Annotated in this window: 18 protein-coding genes; all 18 read left to right on the top strand. The window is 73.1% G+C overall.

Annotation, left to right across the window (positions count from 1 at the left end):
- Positions 1-10 precede the first annotated feature (10 nt).
- Positions 11-3,574 (top strand): chromosome segregation protein SMC, encoded by a 3,564-nt coding sequence (smc, locus tag A6035_RS09085; protein ID WP_108847522.1) that lies wholly within the window; start codon positions 11-13, stop codon positions 3,572-3,574.
- A 95-nt stretch (positions 3,575-3,669) separates the two neighbouring features.
- Positions 3,670-5,187 (top strand): signal recognition particle-docking protein FtsY, encoded by a 1,518-nt coding sequence (gene ftsY, locus A6035_RS09080; protein ID WP_108847521.1) that lies wholly within the window; start codon positions 3,670-3,672, stop codon positions 5,185-5,187.
- Positions 5,188-5,417: 230 nt separating this feature from the next.
- Positions 5,418-6,713, top strand: a complete 1,296-nt coding sequence (locus A6035_RS09075; protein WP_108849175.1) for an ammonium transporter — start codon at positions 5,418-5,420, stop codon at positions 6,711-6,713.
- A gap of 28 nt (positions 6,714-6,741) precedes the next feature.
- Positions 6,742-7,080, top strand: a complete 339-nt coding sequence (locus tag A6035_RS09070) for a P-II family nitrogen regulator (protein WP_007632886.1) — start codon at positions 6,742-6,744, stop codon at positions 7,078-7,080.
- Positions 7,081-7,267: 187 nt separating this feature from the next.
- The gene (locus tag A6035_RS09065; protein WP_108847520.1) at positions 7,268-9,643 is read left to right on the top strand and encodes a [protein-PII] uridylyltransferase; all 2,376 of its coding nucleotides are present in this window, start codon (positions 7,268-7,270) and stop codon (positions 9,641-9,643) included.
- 64 nt (positions 9,644-9,707) lie between these two features.
- Positions 9,708-11,297, top strand: a complete 1,590-nt coding sequence (ffh, locus tag A6035_RS09060; RefSeq protein WP_108847519.1) for a signal recognition particle protein — start codon at positions 9,708-9,710, stop codon at positions 11,295-11,297.
- Positions 11,298-11,494: 197 nt separating this feature from the next.
- Complete coding sequence (gene rpsP / locus A6035_RS09055) at positions 11,495-11,992, top strand: 30S ribosomal protein S16 (RefSeq protein WP_108847518.1); 498 nt, start codon at positions 11,495-11,497, stop codon at positions 11,990-11,992.
- A gap of 5 nt (positions 11,993-11,997) precedes the next feature.
- Entirely contained in the window at positions 11,998-12,240 is a 243-nt protein-coding gene (locus tag A6035_RS09050) for an RNA-binding protein (RefSeq protein WP_007632879.1), read from the top strand.
- Positions 12,241-12,281: 41 nt separating this feature from the next.
- Positions 12,282-12,815: a ribosome maturation factor RimM gene (gene rimM / locus A6035_RS09045; RefSeq protein ID WP_108847517.1), complete on the top strand. Its 534-nt coding sequence runs from the start codon at positions 12,282-12,284 to the stop codon at positions 12,813-12,815.
- A gap of 35 nt (positions 12,816-12,850) precedes the next feature.
- Positions 12,851-13,642 carry a tRNA (guanosine(37)-N1)-methyltransferase TrmD gene (gene trmD / locus A6035_RS09040; protein WP_108849174.1) on the top strand — a complete coding sequence of 264 codons (792 nt, stop codon included), beginning with the start codon at positions 12,851-12,853 and terminating at the stop codon, positions 13,640-13,642.
- Positions 13,643-13,803: 161 nt separating this feature from the next.
- Entirely contained in the window at positions 13,804-14,145 is a 342-nt protein-coding gene (gene rplS / locus A6035_RS09035) for a 50S ribosomal protein L19 (protein ID WP_108847516.1), read from the top strand.
- A 62-nt stretch (positions 14,146-14,207) separates the two neighbouring features.
- Positions 14,208-14,972: a signal peptidase I gene (gene lepB / locus A6035_RS09030; protein WP_108847515.1), complete on the top strand. Its 765-nt coding sequence runs from the start codon at positions 14,208-14,210 to the stop codon at positions 14,970-14,972.
- The gene (locus A6035_RS09025) at positions 14,969-15,676 is read left to right on the top strand and encodes a ribonuclease HII (RefSeq protein WP_108847514.1); all 708 of its coding nucleotides are present in this window, start codon (positions 14,969-14,971) and stop codon (positions 15,674-15,676) included. Before lepB ends, A6035_RS09025 begins: the two co-directional genes overlap by 4 nt.
- Positions 15,673-15,978 (top strand): DUF2469 domain-containing protein, encoded by a 306-nt coding sequence (locus A6035_RS09020; RefSeq protein ID WP_007632861.1) that lies wholly within the window; start codon positions 15,673-15,675, stop codon positions 15,976-15,978. Before A6035_RS09025 ends, A6035_RS09020 begins: the two co-directional genes overlap by 4 nt.
- Positions 15,979-16,119: 141 nt before the next feature.
- Positions 16,120-16,515, top strand: coding sequence for a YraN family protein (locus A6035_RS09015; protein ID WP_108847513.1), 396 nt, complete (start codon positions 16,120-16,122; stop codon positions 16,513-16,515).
- Between the two features lie 2 nt (positions 16,516-16,517).
- Entirely contained in the window at positions 16,518-18,035 is a 1,518-nt protein-coding gene (locus tag A6035_RS09010; protein WP_108847512.1) for a YifB family Mg chelatase-like AAA ATPase, read from the top strand.
- On the top strand, positions 18,035-19,240 hold the full coding sequence (gene dprA, locus A6035_RS09005; RefSeq protein WP_108847511.1) for a DNA-processing protein DprA: 1,206 nt from the start codon (positions 18,035-18,037) through the stop codon (positions 19,238-19,240). Before A6035_RS09010 ends, dprA begins: the two co-directional genes overlap by 1 nt.
- 67 nt (positions 19,241-19,307) lie before the next feature.
- Positions 19,308-20,267, top strand: coding sequence for a tyrosine recombinase XerC (locus A6035_RS09000; RefSeq protein ID WP_108849173.1), 960 nt, complete (start codon positions 19,308-19,310; stop codon positions 20,265-20,267).
- Positions 20,268-20,274 lie beyond the last annotated feature (7 nt).

Below are 20,274 nucleotides of genomic sequence, written 5' to 3'. Positions count from 1 at the left end.
ATCGACATCCGTGTATCTCAAGTCGCTGACGCTCAAGGGCTTCAAGTCCTTCGCCGCGCCCACGACGTTGAGATTCGAGCCCGGGATCTGCTGCGTCGTCGGCCCCAACGGCTCGGGCAAGTCGAATGTCGTCGACGCGCTGACGTGGGTCATGGGCGAGCACAGCGCCAAGACCCTGCGCGGCGGGAAGATGCAGGACGTCATCTTCGCCGGCACCGCCGGCAAGCAGCCGCTCGGCCGCGCGGAGGTCACGCTCACCCTGGACAACTCCGACGGCGCGTTGCCGATCGACTACGCCGAGGTCTCCCTGACCCGCCGGATGTTCCGCGACGGGGCCGCGGAGTACGAGATCAACGGCGACCGCGCCCGCCTCATGGACGTGCAGGAACTGCTGTCGGACTCCGGCATCGGGCGCGAGATGCACGTGATCGTCGGCCAGGGCAAGCTCGCCGAGATCCTCGAGTCCAAGCCCGAGGAGCGACGCGCGTTCATCGAGGAGGCCGCCGGCATCCTCAAGCACCGCCGCCGCAAGGAGAAGGCGCAGCGCAAACTCGCCGGGATGCAGGGCAACCTCGACCGGCTCAACGACCTCACCACCGAGCTCCGACGCCAACTCAAGCCGCTCGGGCGGCAGGCCGAGGTCGCGCGGCGGGCGCAGACCATCCAGGCCGACCTGCGCGATGCGACGTTCCGGCTGGCCGCCGACGACCTCGTCACCCGCCGGCGCGAGCTCGCCGACGCCGAGAGCGTGCGCGCCCGCCTGGCCGACCGGGTGGCCGAGGCGGTCGACCGCCGGGACGAGCTGGCCCGCGCCGCGGCGGAGACCCAGGCCGAGCTCGACAGGCTCACCCCCGAGGCCGACGCCGCCCAGCAGCGGTGGTTCGCCCTGTCGACCCTGGCCGAGCGGGCCCGCGCGACCGCCCGTATCGCCTCCGACCGCGCCCGTTCGCTCGCCGCCGAGGTCGCCGTGCACCACGGCACCGATCCCGACGAACTCGACCGTCAGGCCGAGCGCGCCGCGGCGCACGAGCAGGATCTCGCGGAGCAGGCCGAGGCCGCCGCCGACCGGGCCCGCCGCGCGACGGAGGCGCTGGGTGCGGCCGAGGCTGCGCTCGCCGCGCTCGAGGCCGAGCACCTCAAGGCCGTCCGGGCGATCGCCGACCGGCGCGAGGGCGTGGCCCGACTCGCCGGCAAGGTCGAGACGCTCGCCGCGCGCGTGGAGTCGACCGAGGCGGAGATCGCGCGGCTGGACGCCGAGGCCGCCGCTGCCCGCGCCGCCGTGGCCGACGCCGAGGCCGAGTTCGACGCGGTCCACGCCCGGATCGGCGCCCACTCCGAGGGCGAGCGCACCCTCGACGAGCACCTCGGCCGCGCGGAGCGCGCCCACCTGGCCGCCCGGGCGCGACTGGCCGAGCTGCAGGGCCTCGAGCGGGAGGCCGATCAGCGGATCGCGCGGTTGGCCGCGCGCATCGAGACCCTCGAACAGAACAAGGGCGCCGGTGACGGCGCCGACTGGGTCGTGCGGCATCTCGGCGCGGATGCCGTGGCCGGCACGGTGGGGGAGTCGCTCGGCGTGCGCGACGGCTGGGAGCGCGCGATCGGCGTGGCGCTCGGCCCCGCCGTCGACGCGGTGGTCGTGGACGCCGGGGTGGACCGCGGGGAGGTGCTCGCCGCGCTGCGCGAGGCCGACGCGGGGCGGGCGGGGCTCGTGGGCCGCGGCGCGCCCGGCGGGGACTACCGGCTCGAGGTGGACCTCGTCGACGGCGCCCGGTGGGCCCTGGACGTGGTGGACGTGCCCGAGGACCTCGTCGCCGCGGTGACCGCCCTGTTGGTGGACGTGGTCGTGGTCGACGACCTGACCGCCGCCCAGGCTCAGGTCGACGCGGACCGGCGCGTGCGCGCGGTGACCCGGGACGGGGAGCTCGCCGGCGCGGGGTGGGCCGTGGGTGGCTCGGCGTCCGGGCGCACGGGTCTGGAGATCCAGTCCGCGATCGACGCCGCCGTCGCCGAGCGCGACTCGGTCCGCGCCGAGATCGAGACCGCCCGCGCCGAGCTGGCCGGCGCCGAGGCGGAGGACGCCGAGCGCGCCGACAGGTACTCCGAGACCCTCGCCGCGATCGGGGAGTCCGATGCCGCGATCGAGGAGATCTACGCCGAGCTGGCCCGCATCGGGCAGCGGCGTCGCCGCGCCGAGGCGGACGTGCGCCGCCTCGAGCAGTCGCGGCGCATCGCCGTGGACAAGCTCGATGCCGCGCGCGCCGAGCACGCCGAGCTGTCCGACCGGCTCGTCCGGGCGGGTGACGACGACGAGGTCAGGCCGCCCGAGGACGACGGTCGGGTCGCGGCGCAGGCGGAGGTGGCGACGGCCCGGGCCGCCGAACTGGAGGCCAGGCTCGCGCACCGCTCCGCCGAGGAACGGGCCGCCGGCGTCCGCGGGAAGTCGGCGTCCCTGCGACGGGCCGCCCAGGCCGAGCGCGAGTCCCGTGCCCGCGCGGCCCGGGCGGCGGCCGAGCGCCGACGGGGCGCCGAGGTCGCCGGGGTGGTGGACGAGCTCAGCGGGCGACTGCTGGCCCGCCTCGACGAGCTCATCGCCGCCGCCTCGGCGGAACGCGACCGGCTGGCGGCCGCGCGCTCGGAGGCGACCGCCCGGGCCACCGCCCTGCGCGGTGACCTCACCGCGGCGGAGAGCGAGGTCTCACGGCTGGGGGACGCCGCGCACCGCGACGAGATCGTCCGCGCCCAGCTCGAGGTCAAGGTCTCGGAGCTCGAGGCGGCGGTGCTCGAGCGGCACGGGATCGAACCGGAGGCGCTGGTCGCGGAGTACGGGCCCGACGTGGACCTGCCGCCGTCCGCGCTGGAGATGTCGGAGTACGAGGCGGCCCGCGAGCGTGGCGAGGACGTCACCCCGCCGCCGCCCATGCCGTTCGTGCGGTCCGAGCAGGAGCGGCGCCTCAGGCGAGCGGAGAAGGACCTCGCCACGCTCGGCAAGGTCAACCCCCTCGCGTTGGAGGAGTTCGCCGCGCTCGAGGAACGCTACGCGTTCCTGTCGGCCCAGCTCGACGACGTCAAGAAAGCCCGCGCGGACCTCGAGGGCGTGATCGACGACGTCGACGACAGGATCGAGCAGATCTTCACCGAGGCGTATATCGACGTCGAACGCGAGTTCCGCGACGTGTTCTCGGTGCTGTTCCCGGGCGGCGAGGGCCGGCTGGTGCTCACCGAGCCCGACGACATGCTCGCCACCGGCATCGAGGTGGAGGCGCGGCCGCCCGGCAAGAAGGTCAAGCGGCTCTCGCTGCTGTCCGGCGGCGAGAAGTCGCTGACGGCGGTGGCGATGCTGGTGGCGATCTTCAAGGCCCGGCCCAGCCCGTTCTACGTGATGGACGAGGTCGAGGCCGCGCTCGACGACACCAACCTGCGCCGGCTCATCGGGCTGTTCGAGCAGCTGCGCGAGACCAGCCAGCTCATCGTGATCACCCACCAGAAGCCGACCATGGACGTGGCCGACGTGCTCTACGGCGTCTCCATGCAGGGCGACGGGATCTCCAAGGTCATCTCCCAACGCATGCGCTGACCGTGACCGGCGCGGCGAGGGGGAGCGGCGTGGCCGCGGGCCGCGGACCCCCGGGGCCGCCATGGCGACGGACGCCCTCGGCCATACTGGGCACCGTGACTACCACCACCTGGATCATCATCGCCGTCGCCGCGGTGCTGCTGCTGGCCGTCATCGCCCTCGTCGTGGGCCTGCAGCTGCGCAAGAAGCGGCAGATCTCCCTGACCAAGGCCGAGGAACGCAAGGAGCTCACCCGCGAGGAGCGGTCCGGCAACTACCAGGCCGGGACGGGGTTCTCCTTCGCGCAGGGCGGCGGTGTGGCCGCGCCCGCCAAGGAGCCGATCCCGAGGGAGGAGCCCCGTTCCGCAGCCGCACCTCCCGTCGCGCCTCCCGTCGCGCCTCCCGCCGCGCCGGCCGGACCGCCACCCGCGACGCCCACTGACGCCCGGCCCGGTACGCCGACGGCGCCGGAGACCCCGCCGGTGGCCGAGCCGACGCCCGCGCCGGAGCGCGGCGTCGATGCCGAGCCCGAGATCCCGGTCGTCGAGCCGGACGTCGAACCCGGTCCGAGCGCGGACACGGAGATCGTCGAACCCGCCCCCGTCGAGCCGGTGGTCGTGCCGCCCGAGGTTCCCTCCGACGAGGTCCCGGCGCCCACCACGGAGGTCATCACCGGGACCCCCGAGCCGGTCGCACCGGTCGAGCGCATCGATCCGGCCACCGGCCGACTCGACCGCCTCCGGGGCCGGCTCGCCCGCTCGCAGAACACCGTCGGCCAGGGGCTGCTCGGCCTGCTCGGTGCGGGCGACCTCGACGAGGACGCCTGGGAGGAGATCGAGGACACCCTCATCATGGCCGACCTCGGGGCCACCACGACCCAGCGCGTGGTGGACCGGCTGCGGGAGGAGATCGCGACCCGCCAGGTCCGCACCGAGGCCGAGGTGCGGGACCTGCTCCGGCAGACCCTCATCGACAACCTCCACCCCGAGTACGACCGCTCGCTACGTGCGCTGCCGAACGAGGGCACGCCCGCGGTCCTCCTCGTCGTCGGCGTCAACGGCACCGGCAAGACCACCACGACCGGCAAGCTCGCCCGCGTCCTCGTCGCCGACGGCCGCGCCATCCTGCTCGGCGCCGCGGACACGTTCCGCGCCGCCGCGGCGGACCAGCTCCAGACCTGGGCCGAGCGCGTCGGCGCCGAGGTCGTGCGCGGCAAGGAGGGCGCCGATCCCGCCTCGGTCGCCTTCGACGCGGTCAGACGCGGCGTCGAGACCGGTGTGGACGCCGTGCTCGTGGATACCGCGGGCCGCCTCCACACCAAGGCCGGCCTCATGGACGAGCTCGGCAAGGTCAAGCGGGTCGTCGAGAAGAAGACCCCCGTCGACGAGGTCCTGCTCGTGATCGACGCGACCACCGGACAGAACGGGCTCATGCAGGCCCGCGTGTTCAAAGAGGTCGTCGACATCACCGGCGTCGTGCTGACCAAGCTCGACGGCACCGCCAAGGGCGGCATCGTCTTCCAGGTGCAGCACGAGCTGGGCGTGCCGGTCAAGCTCGTCGGGCTGGGCGAGGGCGCGGACGATCTCGCGCCGTTCACCCCCGAGGCGTTCGTCGACGCGCTGCTCGGGACCTAGGCGCGGCGGGCCGCGACACATGACCGGAACCGGGGCCCGTCGCGTGTAACCGGTAGGAAACACACGCGCACATCCACCGCAACACGGCAGCGGAAACCTCTAGTGCGACGGGGAGCGAGAAGACGCTCACCACGCAACGAAACGAGGAGGACAGCACCGTGATAGGTGACAGTGTCGCGTTGCTCGCCCAGGAGGCGACGCCGGAGTTCGATACGGGAGACACGGCCTGGATGCTCATGGCGGCATCCCTGGTCCTGCTCATGACCCCCGCCGTGGCGTTCTTCTACGGCGGTATGTCCCGGCAGAAGTCGGTGCTCAACATGATGATGATGTCGTTCGGCACCATGGGGCTGGTCGGCGTCGTCTACCTGCTGTGGGGCTGGTCGATGTCCTACGGCACCGAGTCCGTGGCCGGGCTGTTCGCCAACCCCTTCGAGATGTTCGGACTGTCCGGGGTGATCGGTGACGCGAGCGGGTGGGCGATGTCCGGCTCCGGGGCCTACCCGGCGGTCGTCGACGTCGCCTTCCAGGTGACGTTCGCGATCATCACCGTGGCGCTCATCTCCGGTGCGATCGCCGAGCGCGTCCGGTTCGGCACCTGGCTCGCGTTCGCCGGCGTGTGGGTCACCCTCGCGTACTTCCCGCTCGCCCACATGGTGTGGGGCGGGGGACTGCTCTCCCACTCCGACAGTGGTCTGGCCGCGATGATCTTCGGCTCGGTCGACGACGGCGAGGGCGGCCTGACCGCGGCCGTGGGCCCCGTCGACTTCGCCGGCGGAACCGTCGTGCACATCAACGCCGGTATGGCCGCGCTGGTGCTCGTCCTGCTCATCGGCAAGCGGCTCGACTTCGGTCGCACCGCCTTCCGCCCGCACAGCCTGCCCCTGGTCATGCTCGGCGCCGCGCTGCTGTGGTTCGGCTGGTTCGGGTTCAACGCCGGCTCCGCGTTCGGCGCCAACGGCACGGCCGGCCTGGCCTGGGTCAACACCACCGCCGCCACCGCCGCCGCGATGCTGGGCTGGCTCCTGGCCGAGCGCATCCGCGACGGGCACGCCACCAGCCTCGGCGCGGCCTCCGGCGTCGTCGCCGGCCTCGTCGCCATCACCCCCGCCGCGGGGTCGGTCCACCCGCTCGGCGCCATCGCCCTCGGCGCGATCGCGGGCGCGCTGTGCGCCCTCGCCGTGGGACTCAAGCACCGATTCGGCTACGACGACGCGCTCGACGTGGTGGGCGTCCACCTCGTGGCCGGCATCTGGGGCACCGTCGCGATCGGACTGTTCGCCACCGGCACCTTCGACACCGCGCCCGGCGTCTTCTACTCCGCCGACGGCTGGCGCCTGCTGGTCGTCCAGATCGCCATCGCCGTCGTGGCGCTGGTGTTCACCGCGGTCATGACCGTGATCGCCTGGGCGATCTGCCGCCCTCTCGGCTGGCGGATCGACAAGGCCGACGAGCAGGCCGGCATCGACGGTGCCCAGCACGCGGAGACCGCGTACGAGGCCTCGACCAACGCGCTCATCCGCTGAACCGACCCCCTTCGAAAGGAACCAGGACATGAAGCTCGTCACCGCGATCGTCAAACCGTTCACGCTCGACGACGTCAAGGCCGCCCTCGAACAGGCGGGCATCCACGGACTCACCATCAGCGAGGTCCAGGGCTACGGACGCCAGAAGGGCCACACCGAGGTGTACCGCGGCGCCGAGTACGCCGTCGACTTCGTGCCCAAGATCCGGGTCGAGGTGGTGGTCGACGACGACACCGCCGGGACGGTCGTGCAGCTGATCGTCGACGCGGCCCGCACCGGCAAGATCGGCGACGGAAAGGTCTGGGTGACCGCCGTCGAGAGCATCGTCCGTGTCCGCACGGGCGAGGAGGGTGTCGACGCCATCTGAGCGGCCCCGCCCGTTCCCACACATACCCACGCTTCCGCGCGCGGGTCGTCCCCCACGGGGGCGGCCCGCGCTCTCGTGTGCGCCCGCTCCGTGCGGGGCCGTTCACAGAAGCGAAACACGCCCGCCCCGGCGGGGTGACACGGGCGCGGGACTCTGGATCCCGACGGACGTGGGGAAGGGGAGAGGGATGAGGGCGACCGCTGACGGCGAACGTGCCACGGCACTGCGAGCCGGACGTGCACGGATCCTCTCCGCGCGGCGCGAGGACCTGCCGGCCGCGGCACTGCGGGCAGCCCTGTGCGAGCTCTACGAGATGGAGTTGTCGCGGCTCGCCGAGGAGGCCGGCGTCGACCCGGGCTCAGGATTCGCCCTGATCGCGTTCGGCGGACTCGGCCGCAGGGAGGTCCTGCCGCATTCGGACCTCGACCTGGTGCTCGTGCACGAACGCCGCACGGACCGCGACGTGGGCGAGCTCGCCGACGCGCTGTGGTACCCCCTGTGGGACTCCGGGGTCGGCCTCGACCACAGCGTCCGCACGGTTGACCAGTGCCTGGCCGTCGCCGCCGCCGACGTCTCGGTGGGCCTGAGCCTGCTCGACGCGCGGGTGATCGCGGGCGATGCGGATCTCGGTGCTCTGGTCGTCGACGGCGCCCGCCGCCAGTGGCGTGACCAGATCGCCTCCCGCTTCGACGACCTCGTCGCCGCCGCCGCGGCGAGGCGCCACCGCGCCGGCGTCATCGCCCACCGCAGCGAGCCGGACCTCAAGAACGGTGTCGGGGGTTTGCGCGACGCACAGCTCGTCACAGCCCTGGCGCTGGCGCACCTCAGCGACGGCCGACCCGTGGTGCCCGGGGGGATGGCTGCCGCGCACCGGCTCGTGCTCGACGCCCGCACCGAGCTGCACCGGGTCGCCGGGCGCGCCCGCGAGGTGCTGCACGCGGAGTACGGCGACGAGGTCGGCCGTGCCCTAGGACTCGGTGACCGGTTCGACCTCGCCCGTGCCCTCAGCGACGCCTCCCGCACGATCGCGTTCACCGCCGACCAGGCGATACGCGGATCGTGCGCGACCCTGTCGACGCGGGGGCTCACCGGGCTGCTGAGGCGGTCCCCGGTCCGCCGGCCGCTGGACGACGGCGTGGTCGAGCACGCGGGCGAGGTGGCGCTGGCCCGTGGCGCGCGCGTCGCGGAGGACCCCTGGCTACCGCTGCGGGTCGCGGCCGCCGCCGCGCGGTTCTCCCTGCCGGTGGCGGGCTCCACCCTCGGCGTCCTGGCCGAACGCAGCCCCGCCCCCGAGGGCCGGTGGCCCGCGGAGGCGCTGTCCGACCTGCTGGTGCTGCTGGGCTCGGGCGAGGCGCAGATCCCCGTGCACGAGGCCCTCGACCGCTGCGGACTGTGGGAGCGCTTACTGCCCGAGTGGTCCGGCGTGCGGGACCTGCCCGCCCGCGAACGCACGCACGTCTACACGGTCGACAGGCACCTCGTGCAGACGGCGGTCGAGGCGTCGCGGCTCACCACCTCGGTCGGGCGGGCCGACCTCCTACTGCTGGCGGCGCTCCTCCACGACCTCGGCAAGAGCCGCGGGGGCGACCACAGCGAGAACGGCGCGGTCATGATCCGGCCGATCGCCGAGAGGATGGGGCTGAGCGTGCGCGACACCCAGACCCTGGAACGACTCGTCCGACACCACCTCCTCCTCGCCAGGACCGCCGGCCGCCGCGACCCCTCCGACCCGGAGACCGCCCAGTTCGTCCTCGACACACTGGACTGGGACACGGCCGCCCTGGACGTGTCGGCCGCGCTCACCGAGGCGGACTCGATCGCCACCGGCCCGACCGTGTGGACGGCGGGACGGGCCAGCGCGCACACGGCGCTCGTCGCGGCGTGCCGCGCCCAGGTGGGGCCCCGGCCCGCCGCCGTCGAGGCGCCGACGGTGCGGGCGTCGAGACGGCACGGGCCCCCCGACGTCGTCGTCGAGCTCCGTGCCGCGGGCACGGGCACCACCCACGAGGTCACCCTCGTCGCCCCCGGCGCCGGACGATCACTGGCGGTGGCCGCGGAGGTCCTCGCCGCCCACCGACTGGAGATCGTCGACGCGGAGATCGACCTCCGGCCGCCCGGCGGGATGCGCGCGAGGATGACGGTCTCCACGAGGTTCGGCGATCCAGTGGACGCGCGCGTGCTCCGGCAGGACCTGCGCCGGGCGATCGACGCCGGCCTCCCGGGATCGCTGCGCGCAGCCCTGGCGCGGGGCGAGGCCCTGCCCATCGGGCCCCCGCGGGCCAGGTCCTCCGTCCTCGTCGGGCACCGCTCCGACGCGGACGGCGTGATGATGGAGGTCCGCGCCGAGGACCGACCGGGGCTGTTCGCCCGGATCGTCTCCGCGATCCTGCAGACGGGCGCCCGGATCGACTGGGTGGTGGTCCGGACCAGGGGTGCGGCGGTCGAGGACGTGTTCGCCCTCTCCGGGCCCGGTGCGGTCCTCAGCACGGCCGGTCAGGTCGAGTCGCTGCTGCCGGGACACCAGCCCGCGACGCCCGTCGTCGCGCGTGCCGATACCCTGTGATCAGTCGTCGCCGACGACGCCGGGACGCGCGCGCTCCCGGGACGCGAACCAGGGAGCTGTTGCCGTGTTCGAATCCTTGTCCGACCGCCTCACAGGGGCGCTCAAGGACCTGCGCGGAAAAGGTCGGCTGAGCGAGGCCGACATCGACGCGACGGCCCGCGAGATCCGACTCGCGCTGCTTGAGGCCGACGTCGCGCTGCCGGTCGTGCGCGCCTTCATCTCCCGGGTCAAGGAACGGGCCAAGGGTGCCGAGGTCTCCGAGGCGCTCAACCCCGCCCAGCAGGTCGTCAAGATAGTCGACGCCGAGCTCACCGCCATCCTCGGTGGCGAGGCCCGCCGGATCGAGTTCGCCAAGCAGCCGCCGACGGTGATCATGCTGGCCGGTCTCCAGGGCGCCGGTAAGACCACGCTGGCGGGCAAGCTCGCGTACTGGCTCAAGGGCCAGGGGCACACCCCGCTGTTGGTGGCGTGCGACCTCCAACGCCCGGGCGCGGTCGACCAGCTGCGCATCGTCGGTGAGCGTGCCGGCGTCCAGACGTTCGCGCCGCACCCCGGCACCTCGGTCGGAGGGGACGGCGCGGAGATCGGCGTCCAGGAGCCCGTGTCGGTGGCGCAGCGCGGGCTGGCCCACGCGCGCGCCAAGATGCACGACGTCGTGATCGTCGACACCGCCGGCCGCCTCGGCATCGACGAGGAGATGATGGCCCAGGCCCGGGGCATCAGGGACGCCGTCCAGCCACACGAGACCTTCTTCGTCCTGGACGCCATGATCGGTCAGGACGCGGTGGTCACCGCCGAGGCGTTCCGCGAGGGCGTCGGCTTCACGGGCGTCGTGCTCACCAAGCTCGACGGTGACGCGCGCGGCGGCGCCGCGCTCAGCGTCCGCGAGCTCACCGGCACCCCGATAATGTTCGCCTCGGACGGCGAGAAGCTCGAGGACTTCGACGTCTTCCATCCCGAGCGCATGTCGAGCCGGATCCTCGGCATGGGCGATGTCCTGTCGCTCATCGAGCAGGCCGAGACGGTCTTCGACGCCAAGGAGGCGGAGAAGACCGCCGCCAAGATCGGCTCCGGCGAGCTCACGCTCGAGGACTTCCTCGACCAGATGATGATGATCCGCAAGATGGGCCCCATCGGGAACCTGCTCGGTATGTTGCCCGGCGGCAAGGACATGAAGGACGCCGTCGGCGACATCGACGAGAAGCACCTCGACCGCATCCAGGCCATCATCCGCGGCATGACCCCCGAGGAACGTGCCGATCCCAAGATCATCAACGGTTCCCGCCGTCAACGCATCGCCAACGGCTCGGGCGTCACCGTCACCGACGTCAACCAGCTCGTCGACCGGTTCTTCGAGGCCCGCAAGATGATGAGCCGGATGGCCGGCCAGATGGGGATGCCCGGGGCCGGGCGTAAGAACCAGCGCAAGGGTAAGAAGGGTAAGGGGAAGGGCAAGGGGCGCGGCCCCACGCCGCCGAAGAACCGCGGCATGATGCCCGGGATGCCCGGGATGCCGCCCGGCGGGATGCCGGGCATGCCGGGGATGCCGCCCGGTGGCATGCCGGACCTGTCGCAGATGCCGCCGGGCCTGGACCAGCTCCCGCCCGGTCTCGAGGGCATCGATCTGGACAACCTCAAGTTCCCCAAGCGGTGACCCGACGGCCCGCGGGCACCGATTGGTGCCCGCGGGCCGGGCGTGTCTAAACTGGACCGCTGGACGCCGTCACCGGTGGGCCCCCGCGCGGGGCCCGGGCCGAACGGCGGTCACCCGGAAGGCGAAACCGGACCCCGCGACCAGCGCGGGCGTCGCTGAATCGCCATGTGACCCACAACAGGAAGTGAGACGCGCTCATGGCCGTCAAGATCAAGCTCACCCGACTCGGCAAGATCCGCAACCCGCAGTACCGGGTCGTCGTCGCCGACGCCCGCACCCGCCGCGACGGCCGTGCGATCGAGACCATCGGCCTCTACCGTCCGAAGGAGGAGCCGAGCTTCATCCAGATCGACTCCGATCGCGCGCAGTACTGGCTCGGCGTCGGCGCCCAGCCGACCGAGGCCGTCGAGCAGCTGCTCAAGGTCACGGGCGACTGGCAGAAGTTCAAGGGCATCGAGGGCGCCGAGGGCACCCTTCGTACCCCGGAGCCCAAGCCCTCCAAGCTGGACCTGTTCAACAAGGCGCTCGAGGAGGCCCAGGGCGAGCCGTCCGCCGAGGCCATCACCGCCAAGCGCAAGGCCGACAAGGCGAAGAAGGCCGATGAGGCCAAGAAGGCCGAGCAGGAGGCCGCCGCGGCGACCGACTCCGCCGAGGGCGAGGCCGCGTCGGCTGACGCCGAGACCGCCGAGGCCTGAGACAGATGAACGACATGGTCGTCGACGCCGTCGACCACCTCGTCCGCGGAATCGTGTCGGATCCCGACGCGGTCTCCGTGCGGTCGAGTGGTGGTCGGCGCGGCACCGTGATCCGGGTCGCGGTCGCGCCCGAGGATCTCGGCCGTGTCATCGGCCGGGGCGGTCGCACCGCCTCCGCGATCCGGACGATCGTCTCCGCCGTCGGGGGAGAGGGAATCCGGGTCGACGTGGTCGACACCGACCGCTGATCCCCACCCCGCACGCCGACAACCGGAGGACCTGACACACCATGGAGCTCGTCGTGGGCCGCGTCGTCAAATCGCACGGCGTCCGCGGCGAGCTCGTGGTGGAGGTCCGCACCGACTCGCCCGAGGAGCGGTTCGCGCCCGGCGCACGGCTCACCGGCCGCGTCGGCAAGGGGGACCGCGCCACCGATCGTGACGTCACAGTGGAAGCCGCCCGGAACCACTCCGGGCGGCTTCTCGTGCGCCTGGCCGGTGTGTCCGACCGCGACACGGCCGACGCCCTGCGGGGCATGCTCCTGCTGGTCGACTCCGCCGAGCTCCCCGATCCGGAAGACCCGGACGAGTACCACGATCACCAGCTCGTCGGGCTGCGGGTGCTCGATGCCTCGGGCGCACCGCTGGGCGAGGTCACCGAGATCGTCCACACCGCCGCCGGAGAACTCCTCGGAATCCGACTGAACGACGGGGCCGACGCGCTCGTCCCCTTCGTCACCGAGATGGTCCCCGAGGTCGACGTCCCCGGTGGCACGTGCGTCATCGACCCACCGGAGGGGCTGCTCGACCTGGGTACGTCGTGACCGGGCCCGCCGCCGGCGAGCGGTCCGGGCCGATCATGCGTCTCGACGTCGTCACCGTCTTCCCCGACTACCTCGCCCCGCTCCGTCTCGCCCTCCTCGGTCGCGCCGTCGACCGCGGCATCGTCGAGGTCGGCGTCCACGATCTCCGCGCCTGGACCCACGACGTGCACAAGTCCGTCGACGACACCCCGTTCGGCGGCGGGCCGGGGATGGTGATGCGGCCGACGGTGTGGGGCGACGCGCTCGACGACCTCGTCCCCCCGGCCGGCACCGGGGGGGCGACCGGGTCGACCGCCTCGGATCCGGACTCCCGGCCCCTGCTGATCGTCCCGACCCCCGCCGGGCGGCCCTTCTCCCAGGCCGACGCCCACCGGTACGCCCGTCGCCGTCGGATCGTGTTCGCGTGCGGCCGCTACGAGGGCATCGATCAGCGCGTGGTCGACGAGGCTTCCGAGCGTATGGACGTCGAAGAGGTCAGCATCGGGGACTACGTCCTGATCGGGGGCGAGGTGGCCGTCCTCGTCATCGCGGAGGCCGTGGTCCGCCTCCTGCCAGGTGTGCTGGGGAATCGGCGCAGTCACGAGGAGGACTCCTTCTCCGACGGCCTCCTCGAGGGGCCGAGTTACACCCGCCCCGAGGTGTGGCGCGACCGCCCGGTGCCCGAGGTCCTCAAGAGCGGCGATCACGCGAGGATCGCGCGATGGCGCCGCGACGAATCGCTGCGGCGGACCGCGGAGAGGCGACCGGACCTCCTGCGCCGTGCCGCGCTCGGCGCCGCCGACCTGCAGACCCTCGCCGAGCTGGGATGGGAACCACCCGCGGACTGATTTGGGCCGGCCGCGGCGGGGATGGCACACTAGCGAGGTTGACCTTTCGGGCGCACGCGCGCCCGTGGACGGTCGCGCTGATCCGGGGCACGAACCGGTCGATCCGCCTGACGGCGGGCGCCAGGGTCCTCTGTCCTCATTCCTGACATGCAAGGAACACAATGAACACTCTCGACTTCATCGACAACAAGTCCCTCCGGGACGACATCCCGGAGTTTCGTGCCGGCGACACGCTCGACGTGCACGTCAAGGTCATCGAGGGCTCCAAGGAGCGCATCCAGGTCTTCAAGGGCGTCGTGATCCGTCGCCAGGGCGGTGGCGTCCGCGAGACCTTCACCGTCCGCAAGGTCTCGTTCGGCGTCGGCGTCGAGCGCACGTTCCCCGTGCACTCGCCCAACATCGACCGCATCGACGTGCTCGTGCGTGGCGACGTCCGCCGCGCCAAGCTGTACTACCTGCGCGCGCTCCGTGGCAAGGCCGCCAAGATCAAGGAGAAGCGCTGAGCGCATAGAGCGAGTCGGACTCGGCCGCCGTCGGCGGTGCGGGATCGACTACGCTCATCCGGGTGAGCAGCACCGATACGCCCGGACACGACACCGCCGAGCCGGGACCCCGTGATCACGGGGCCCCGGCTCGCGGCGTCGAGAAGAAGGGCCAGCCCTGGTACATCGAGATCCCGCTGCTGGTGGTGATCGCCCTGGCCCTGGTGTTCGTCTTCCAGACCTTCGTCGGTCGCGTCTACCAGATCCCGTCCGAGTCGATGGAACCCACGTTGCACGGCTGCGCCGGCTGCACGGGAGACCGGATCTTCGTCGACAAGATCAGCTACCGGTTCGGTGATCCCCGGCCCGGCGACGTGGTCGTCTTCGAAGGGCCCGATTCGTGGAACGAGGGATACCAGTCCATTCGTTCGGACAATCCCGTCATCCGCACCCTCCAGAACATCGGCGGTGTGATCGGCATCGTCCCGCCCGACCAGAACGACATGGTCAAGCGCGTGATCGCCGTGGGCGGGCAGACCGTGGGGGGATGTGCGCCGGACGGGTCGCTCCTCGTCGACGGCCAACCGCTTGACGAGCCCTACCTCAACGAGGACCCGTCGCCCGCCCGCAACCCGTTGAACTGCGCGTTCGGTCCCGTCACCGTCCCGGAGGGCAACTACTGGGTGATGGGCGACAACCGCGGTAACTCCGCGGACTCCCGCTTCCACATGGGCGACGAGTACCAGGGCACGGTGCCGGCGGAGAACATCATCGGCAAGGTGCAGGCGATCATCCTCCCGTTCGACAGGATCGGGACGGTCTCCTCGCCGGACATCAGCGCGGGGTGACCCGGGGACGTCCGGAGCGGTCGCGACGGCACCGCCTGCTGCCCACCCGGGCGCGGGTGACCCGCAGGGACGGCCGGCTCGCGCTGGAGGCCGCGCTCAGCCGTCGGGGGCTGGGTCCCGTAGCGGGCGTCGACGAGGCCGGCCGCGGCTCCTGCGCGGGTCCGCTCGTCGTGGCGGCGTGTGTGCTCGGTGACCGCCTCCACCCGGAACTGGCGGACCTGGACGACTCGAAGAAGCTCACCGCGGCGGCCCGTGATCGGCTCCACGACGCGGTCCTGCGGCGCGCCAGGGCGGTCTCGGTCGTCGTGATCGAGCCGGATCGGATCGACGCGCGCGGGATCCACCGCTGCAATATCGAGGGGATGCGTCGGGCGGTCGCCGCCCTGGACCCGCGACCCGGGTTCGTCCTGACAGACGGGTTCGCGGTCGACGGTCTCGGGTGCCAGTCCACGGCGGTGATCGGGGGTGACGCGGTGGTCGCATCCATCGCCGCCGCGAGTGTCCTCGCGAAGGTCACGCGCGATCGGATTATGGTGGACCTCGACTCGCGGTACCCGGGCTACGGCTTCGCCGCCCACAAGGGGTACAGCACCACGAGTCACGCCAGGGCGATCGAGCAGCTCGGTCCCAGCGACATCCATCGGATGTCGTACGCCAACGTCCGTCGCGCCGCGCAGGCGCATTCGAGGAGCAGCACGAGATGAGCGCCGAGGATCTGGAGAACTACGAGACCGAGATGGAGCTCTCGCTGTACCGCGAGTACCGCGACATCGTCGGTCAGTTCACCTACGTCGTCGAGACGGAGCGGCGCTTCTACCTCGCCAACGCCGTCGAGTTGATCCCGCGGTCCGCCGACGGGGAGGTGTACTTCGACGTGCGCATGTCAGACGCGTGGGTGTGGGACATGTACCGACCTGCTCGTTTCGTCAAATACGTTCGCGTGCTGACGTTCAAGGACGTCAACATCGAGGAGCTCGACAAGCCCGAGCTGCGCCTGCCGGAGTAACCCCCGCCGCAGTTCTCCACAGCCCGATCCGCCTCCACAGGAGGCCCCCGGCCCGGTCCGCGACCAGCGGATCGGGCCGTCGTCGTCCGGAAGGGTGTGCCCCGGCGGACCCGGACGGGCCGGGCCGCCGGGAGGACGGCGATGACAGGGGACGGGGCGAGGCGCGCCAGGGGCGGCGAGGACCCGCGGCGGAGGACGGGACGGATCGGGGAGGAACACGCGGCGGTCCTGCTGGAGGCCCGCGGTGCGGTGGTGATCAGCCGGAACTGGCGGTGTCCGGTCGGGGAACTCGACCTGGTGGTCCTGGACCCCGCGGGCAGACTGCGCTTCGTCGAGGTGAGGGCCCGCACCGGTACGGGTTACGGCAGCCCCGCCGAGTCCGTCACGGGGAAGAAGCGCCGACGCCTGCGCCTGCTGGCCACCCACTGGCTGGCGGAGCACCCGGGTCGCTGGCGTCAGGTGTGTTTCGACGTGGTCGGGGTGGATCTGGCCGATCCGTCGCGGCCCCGACTCGAGCTGTTCGAGGACGTGATGTAGCCGTGGCGCTCGGGCGGACGTGGGCGGTGACCCTGCACGGGGTGGGCGGTCAGATGGTCGAGGTCGAGGCGGACGTGGGTCGCGGGCTGCCGGGGGTGAGCATCGTGGGGCTGCCGGATTCGGCGGTGCTGCAGGCCCGGGAGCGGATACGGGCGGCGGTGACCAACAGCGGCCTGTCGTGGCCGGCGGGCAAGGTCGTCCTGTCGCTGTCGCCGGCGGGTCTGCCCAAGCGGGGCTCCGGTTTCGACCTGGCGCTCGCGGTGGGGACCCTCACCGCCTCCGGGGAACTGCCCGCGTCGTGCTTCGACGGCACCCTGCTGGTGGGCGAGCTCGCCCTCGACGGGCGCGTCCGTGCGGTCCGCGGGGTCCTCCCCGCGGTTCTCGCGGCCCGGGACGCCGGGCTGCCCCGCGCGATCGTCCCGAGCGCGAATCTCGCGGAGGCCCGGCTGGTCCGCGGCATCGATTCCGCGGGTGTGGACTCGCTGGCGATGCTCGCGGTGTGGAGCCGTGGTGGCGGTGCGCTGGTGACGGACGCGCCGGCCGCGCGTGCCGTGGGCGGGCGGCCCGGCGAGGACCTCGCCGAGGTGTACGGCCAGGACGACTGCCGGCGGGCGGTGGAGATCGCGGCCGCCGGCGGGCACGCCCTCCTCCTGCGGGGGGCGCCCGGGACGGGCAAGACGATGCTGGCCCGACGACTGCCCGGACTCCTGCCGGACCTGGGGGAGCGCGAGGCCCTCGAGGCCACGGCCGTCCACTCGGTCATGGGCACACTCGCCCCGAGGGATCCGCTGCTGCGTCGACCACCGTTCGTCGCACCGCACCATTCGGCCTCGGTGGCCTCGCTGGTGGGCGGCGGGAACAACGTCGCCCGCCCGGGGGCGGTGACGCTCGCGCACCGTGGGGTGTTGTTCCTCGACGAGTGCGCCGAGTTCCCCGCCCGCGTGCTCGACAGCCTGCGGACCCCGCTGGAGGACGGGGAGGTGAGGATCGCCCGCCGGGACGGCATCTCGGTCTATCCCGCGCGATTCCAGCTGGTGATGGCCGCCAACGACTGCCCGTGTGGCAGCGCACGACCGGACGCGTGCACCTGCACGCCGGACGCGCGGCGGAGGTACGGCCGCTCGCTGACGGGCCCGCTGCGGGACCGCATCGACATCGCGGCCCGCGCCCTGCCGATCGGGTCGGGTCTGTTCGCGGTCGGGGAGGTGGAGGACACGGCCGCGGTACGCGGAAGGGTGGCCGCGGCCCGCGCAGCCGCCGCCGAGAGGTGGGCCGGGTGCCCGGACGCGGCGGGCGCCCGGGCCAACGCGGAGGTCCCCGGGCGCGTGCTGCGCTCGGTGTGGGGGCTCGACCGGAGCGCGTTGCAGCCGCTCGACCGCGCGCTCGCACACGGGGTGTTGTCCGCGCGGGGCGTCGATCGATGCCTGCGCCTGGCGTGGACGGTCGCCGACCTGGACGGGGCCACCGTGCCGCGCGAACCCCATGTGGCCGAGGCACTGATGCTGCGAGGAGAGGACTGATGTCGGTGGGCGAGCAGGAGGCCGCGGCGGTGCCGCGGGACGTCCGCGAGGCGTACGCGTATCTGGGAGCGGTCACCGAACGGCCGACCGCGCAGGTGTGGGACCTGGTCGACTCGGTCGGTCCGGTCGCCGCGCGGGACCTCATCCGGGACGGGCGGGCGGGTGAGACGCTGAACGCCCAGGCCGAGTCCCGTCGCGAGCACGTGGACGGGGCGGCACTGCTCGAGTCGGCCGCGACCGTAAGCGCCCGTCTGGTGGTGCCGGGCGACCCGGGCTGGCCGGGATACGCGCTCGCGCCGCTCGACCGGCCACGCGGGCGTCGCCGGGACGGCACGGGAGGGGTGCCCACCGCGTTGCGCCCACTCGGGTTGTGGTGGCGGGGGCCGGCCGACCCGGCGACGGAGCTGGGCAGGTCGGTGGCGGTGGTGGGCACCCGGGCGCCCACGCCGTACGGCCGGACGGTGGCCGCGGATCTGAGCGCGGGGGCCGCGGCGGAGGGTTTCACCGTGGTCTCGGGAGGCGCGTTCGGCATCGACGCGGCCGCGCACCGCGCCGTGCTCGGGGTGCGGGGCACGACGATCGCGGTCCTGGCCGGGGGCGTCGACCGTCTGTACCCGCGCGGCAACGACGGCCTGCTCCGTGAGGTCGCGGAGACCGGTGCGGTCGTCTCCGCACAGCCGCCGGGGACCGGGGTGACGAGGTACCGGTTCCTCGACCGCAACCGCATCATCGCGGCGTTGACGGGCGCGACGGTGGTGGTCGAGGCGGCGGCCCGCAGCGGTGCGCTGAGCACGGCGGCGTGGGCGGCGGCCCTCGATCGGCCGGTCGGTGCCGTACCGGGTCCGGTCACGTCGGTCGCGTCGGTCGGATGCCATCTCCTCCTCCGGGACCGTGGGGCGGTGCTGATCGGGCGCACGGCGGACGTGGTCGAGCTGGCCGGCGCGATGGGGGAGACGGCCCCGCCGCCGGCCGGGGAGGCCACGTCGTGGGACGGGATGGACGACGTGACGCGGCGGATCCTCGAGGCGCTGCCGACCTCGGGAGGGGCCGCCCCCGCGGAGGTCGCCAGGTCGGCCGGGATCGCGCCGACCACGGTGCGGGCCGTACTCGGTCGGCTGATGTCGACCGGCGCGGCCGTGCGGGGCCCGGAGGGCTGGCGCAGATCCGGCGACGGCGGGATGCAGCTCAGCCTGCCGGTGTCCTGAGGCGGGCTCGGCTCCGGATGGTTGCGTGCTCCTCGAAGGACCGCGACAATCGGTGCCCATGGGACGGATGCGCACTCGTGAGGACGATGGAAACGCGCTGTCCGACCACCTCGAGGAGGTGCTCGACGACTACGTCGAGCACCTCCTCACCGGCAGGTCGCGCTCCGAGGCGACCGCCCGCTCCTATCGATCGGACGTCCGCGGGCTGCTCGGCCACCTCGCGGCGGGCGACGGCGGGCCCACCACCGGGCCGGAGCTCGGAGCCGCGTTGACCCTGCCCGCCCTACGGGGCTGGCTCGCCGCCCAGGTGGCCGCGGGAGCCGCACGGTCGACCGTCGCACGCCGGGTCGCGGCGGCGCGCTCGTTCAGCACGTGGGCAACGCGTACCGGGCTGCTCCCGACCGACGTCGCGGCCAGACTGGAGGCTCCGCGTGCCCGCCGGCACCTGCCGGAGGTCCTCGACGCCGCCCAGGCGGGCGAGACCATCCGGACCAGCGAACTCGGCGCGGCCGAGGGCGACCCCCTCGCCGTCCGTGACCGGCTCGTGGTGGAGCTGCTGTACTCGTGCGGCATCCGGGTGGCCGAGCTGTGCGGCCTCGACGTCGACGACGTCGACACGGAACGGCGACTCCTCCGCGTGATCGGCAAGGGCGACCGCGAGCGGGCGGTCCCGTACGGGGCTCCCGCCGACCGGGCACTGCGGGCCTGGCTCGACACCGGGCGGCCGGCTCTGACGAACGCCCGCTCGGGTCCGGCCCTCCTGTTGGGAGCCCGCGGCGGACGCCTGGACCCCCGGGCGGCCCGCAGGATCGTCAACGAGGTCAGCGAGGCCACGCCGGGCGCGCGCCGTGTCTCGCCCCACGCCCTGCGGCACAGCTCGGCGACGCACCTGCTCGAGGGCGGCGCGGACCTGCGACACGTCCAGGAACTGCTCGGGCACTCCACGCCGGCGACCACCCAGATCTACACGCACGTCTCGGCAGAGCGCCTCCGCGCCGCCTACCGCGGAGCCCATCCCCGCGCCTGATCGAGGT

It is taken from the genome of Dietzia lutea, assembly GCF_003096075.1.
In the GTDB taxonomy this organism is placed as follows: domain Bacteria; phylum Actinomycetota; class Actinomycetes; order Mycobacteriales; family Mycobacteriaceae; genus Dietzia; species Dietzia lutea.
The sequence above is the reverse complement of the archived record's forward strand: the minus strand, read 5'-3'. Positions and strand labels throughout refer to the sequence as shown.

What these genes read in the sequence shown, in the direction of transcription:
- A6035_RS09020 (WP_007632861.1), top strand. Translation starts at nt 15,673, where the DNA reads ATGAGCGCCGAGGATCTGGAGAACTACGAGACCGAGATGGAGCTCTCG.
- rpsP (WP_108847518.1), top strand. Translation starts at nt 11,495, where the DNA reads ATGGCCGTCAAGATCAAGCTCACCCGACTCGGCAAGATCCGCAACCCG.
- rimM (WP_108847517.1), top strand. Translation starts at nt 12,282, where the DNA reads ATGGAGCTCGTCGTGGGCCGCGTCGTCAAATCGCACGGCGTCCGCGGC.
- A6035_RS09065 (WP_108847520.1), top strand. Translation starts at nt 7,268, where the DNA reads ATGAGGGCGACCGCTGACGGCGAACGTGCCACGGCACTGCGAGCCGGA.
- A6035_RS09000 (WP_108849173.1), top strand. Translation starts at nt 19,308, where the DNA reads ATGCGCACTCGTGAGGACGATGGAAACGCGCTGTCCGACCACCTCGAG.
- rplS (WP_108847516.1), top strand. Translation starts at nt 13,804, where the DNA reads ATGAACACTCTCGACTTCATCGACAACAAGTCCCTCCGGGACGACATC.
- A6035_RS09075 (WP_108849175.1), top strand. Translation starts at nt 5,418, where the DNA reads ATGCTCATGGCGGCATCCCTGGTCCTGCTCATGACCCCCGCCGTGGCG.
- A6035_RS09070 (WP_007632886.1), top strand. Translation starts at nt 6,742, where the DNA reads ATGAAGCTCGTCACCGCGATCGTCAAACCGTTCACGCTCGACGACGTC.
- A6035_RS09050 (WP_007632879.1), top strand. Translation starts at nt 11,998, where the DNA reads ATGAACGACATGGTCGTCGACGCCGTCGACCACCTCGTCCGCGGAATC.
- A6035_RS09015 (WP_108847513.1), top strand. Translation starts at nt 16,120, where the DNA reads ATGACAGGGGACGGGGCGAGGCGCGCCAGGGGCGGCGAGGACCCGCGG.
- trmD (WP_108849174.1), top strand. Translation starts at nt 12,851, where the DNA reads ATGCGTCTCGACGTCGTCACCGTCTTCCCCGACTACCTCGCCCCGCTC.
- dprA (WP_108847511.1), top strand. Translation starts at nt 18,035, where the DNA reads ATGTCGGTGGGCGAGCAGGAGGCCGCGGCGGTGCCGCGGGACGTCCGC.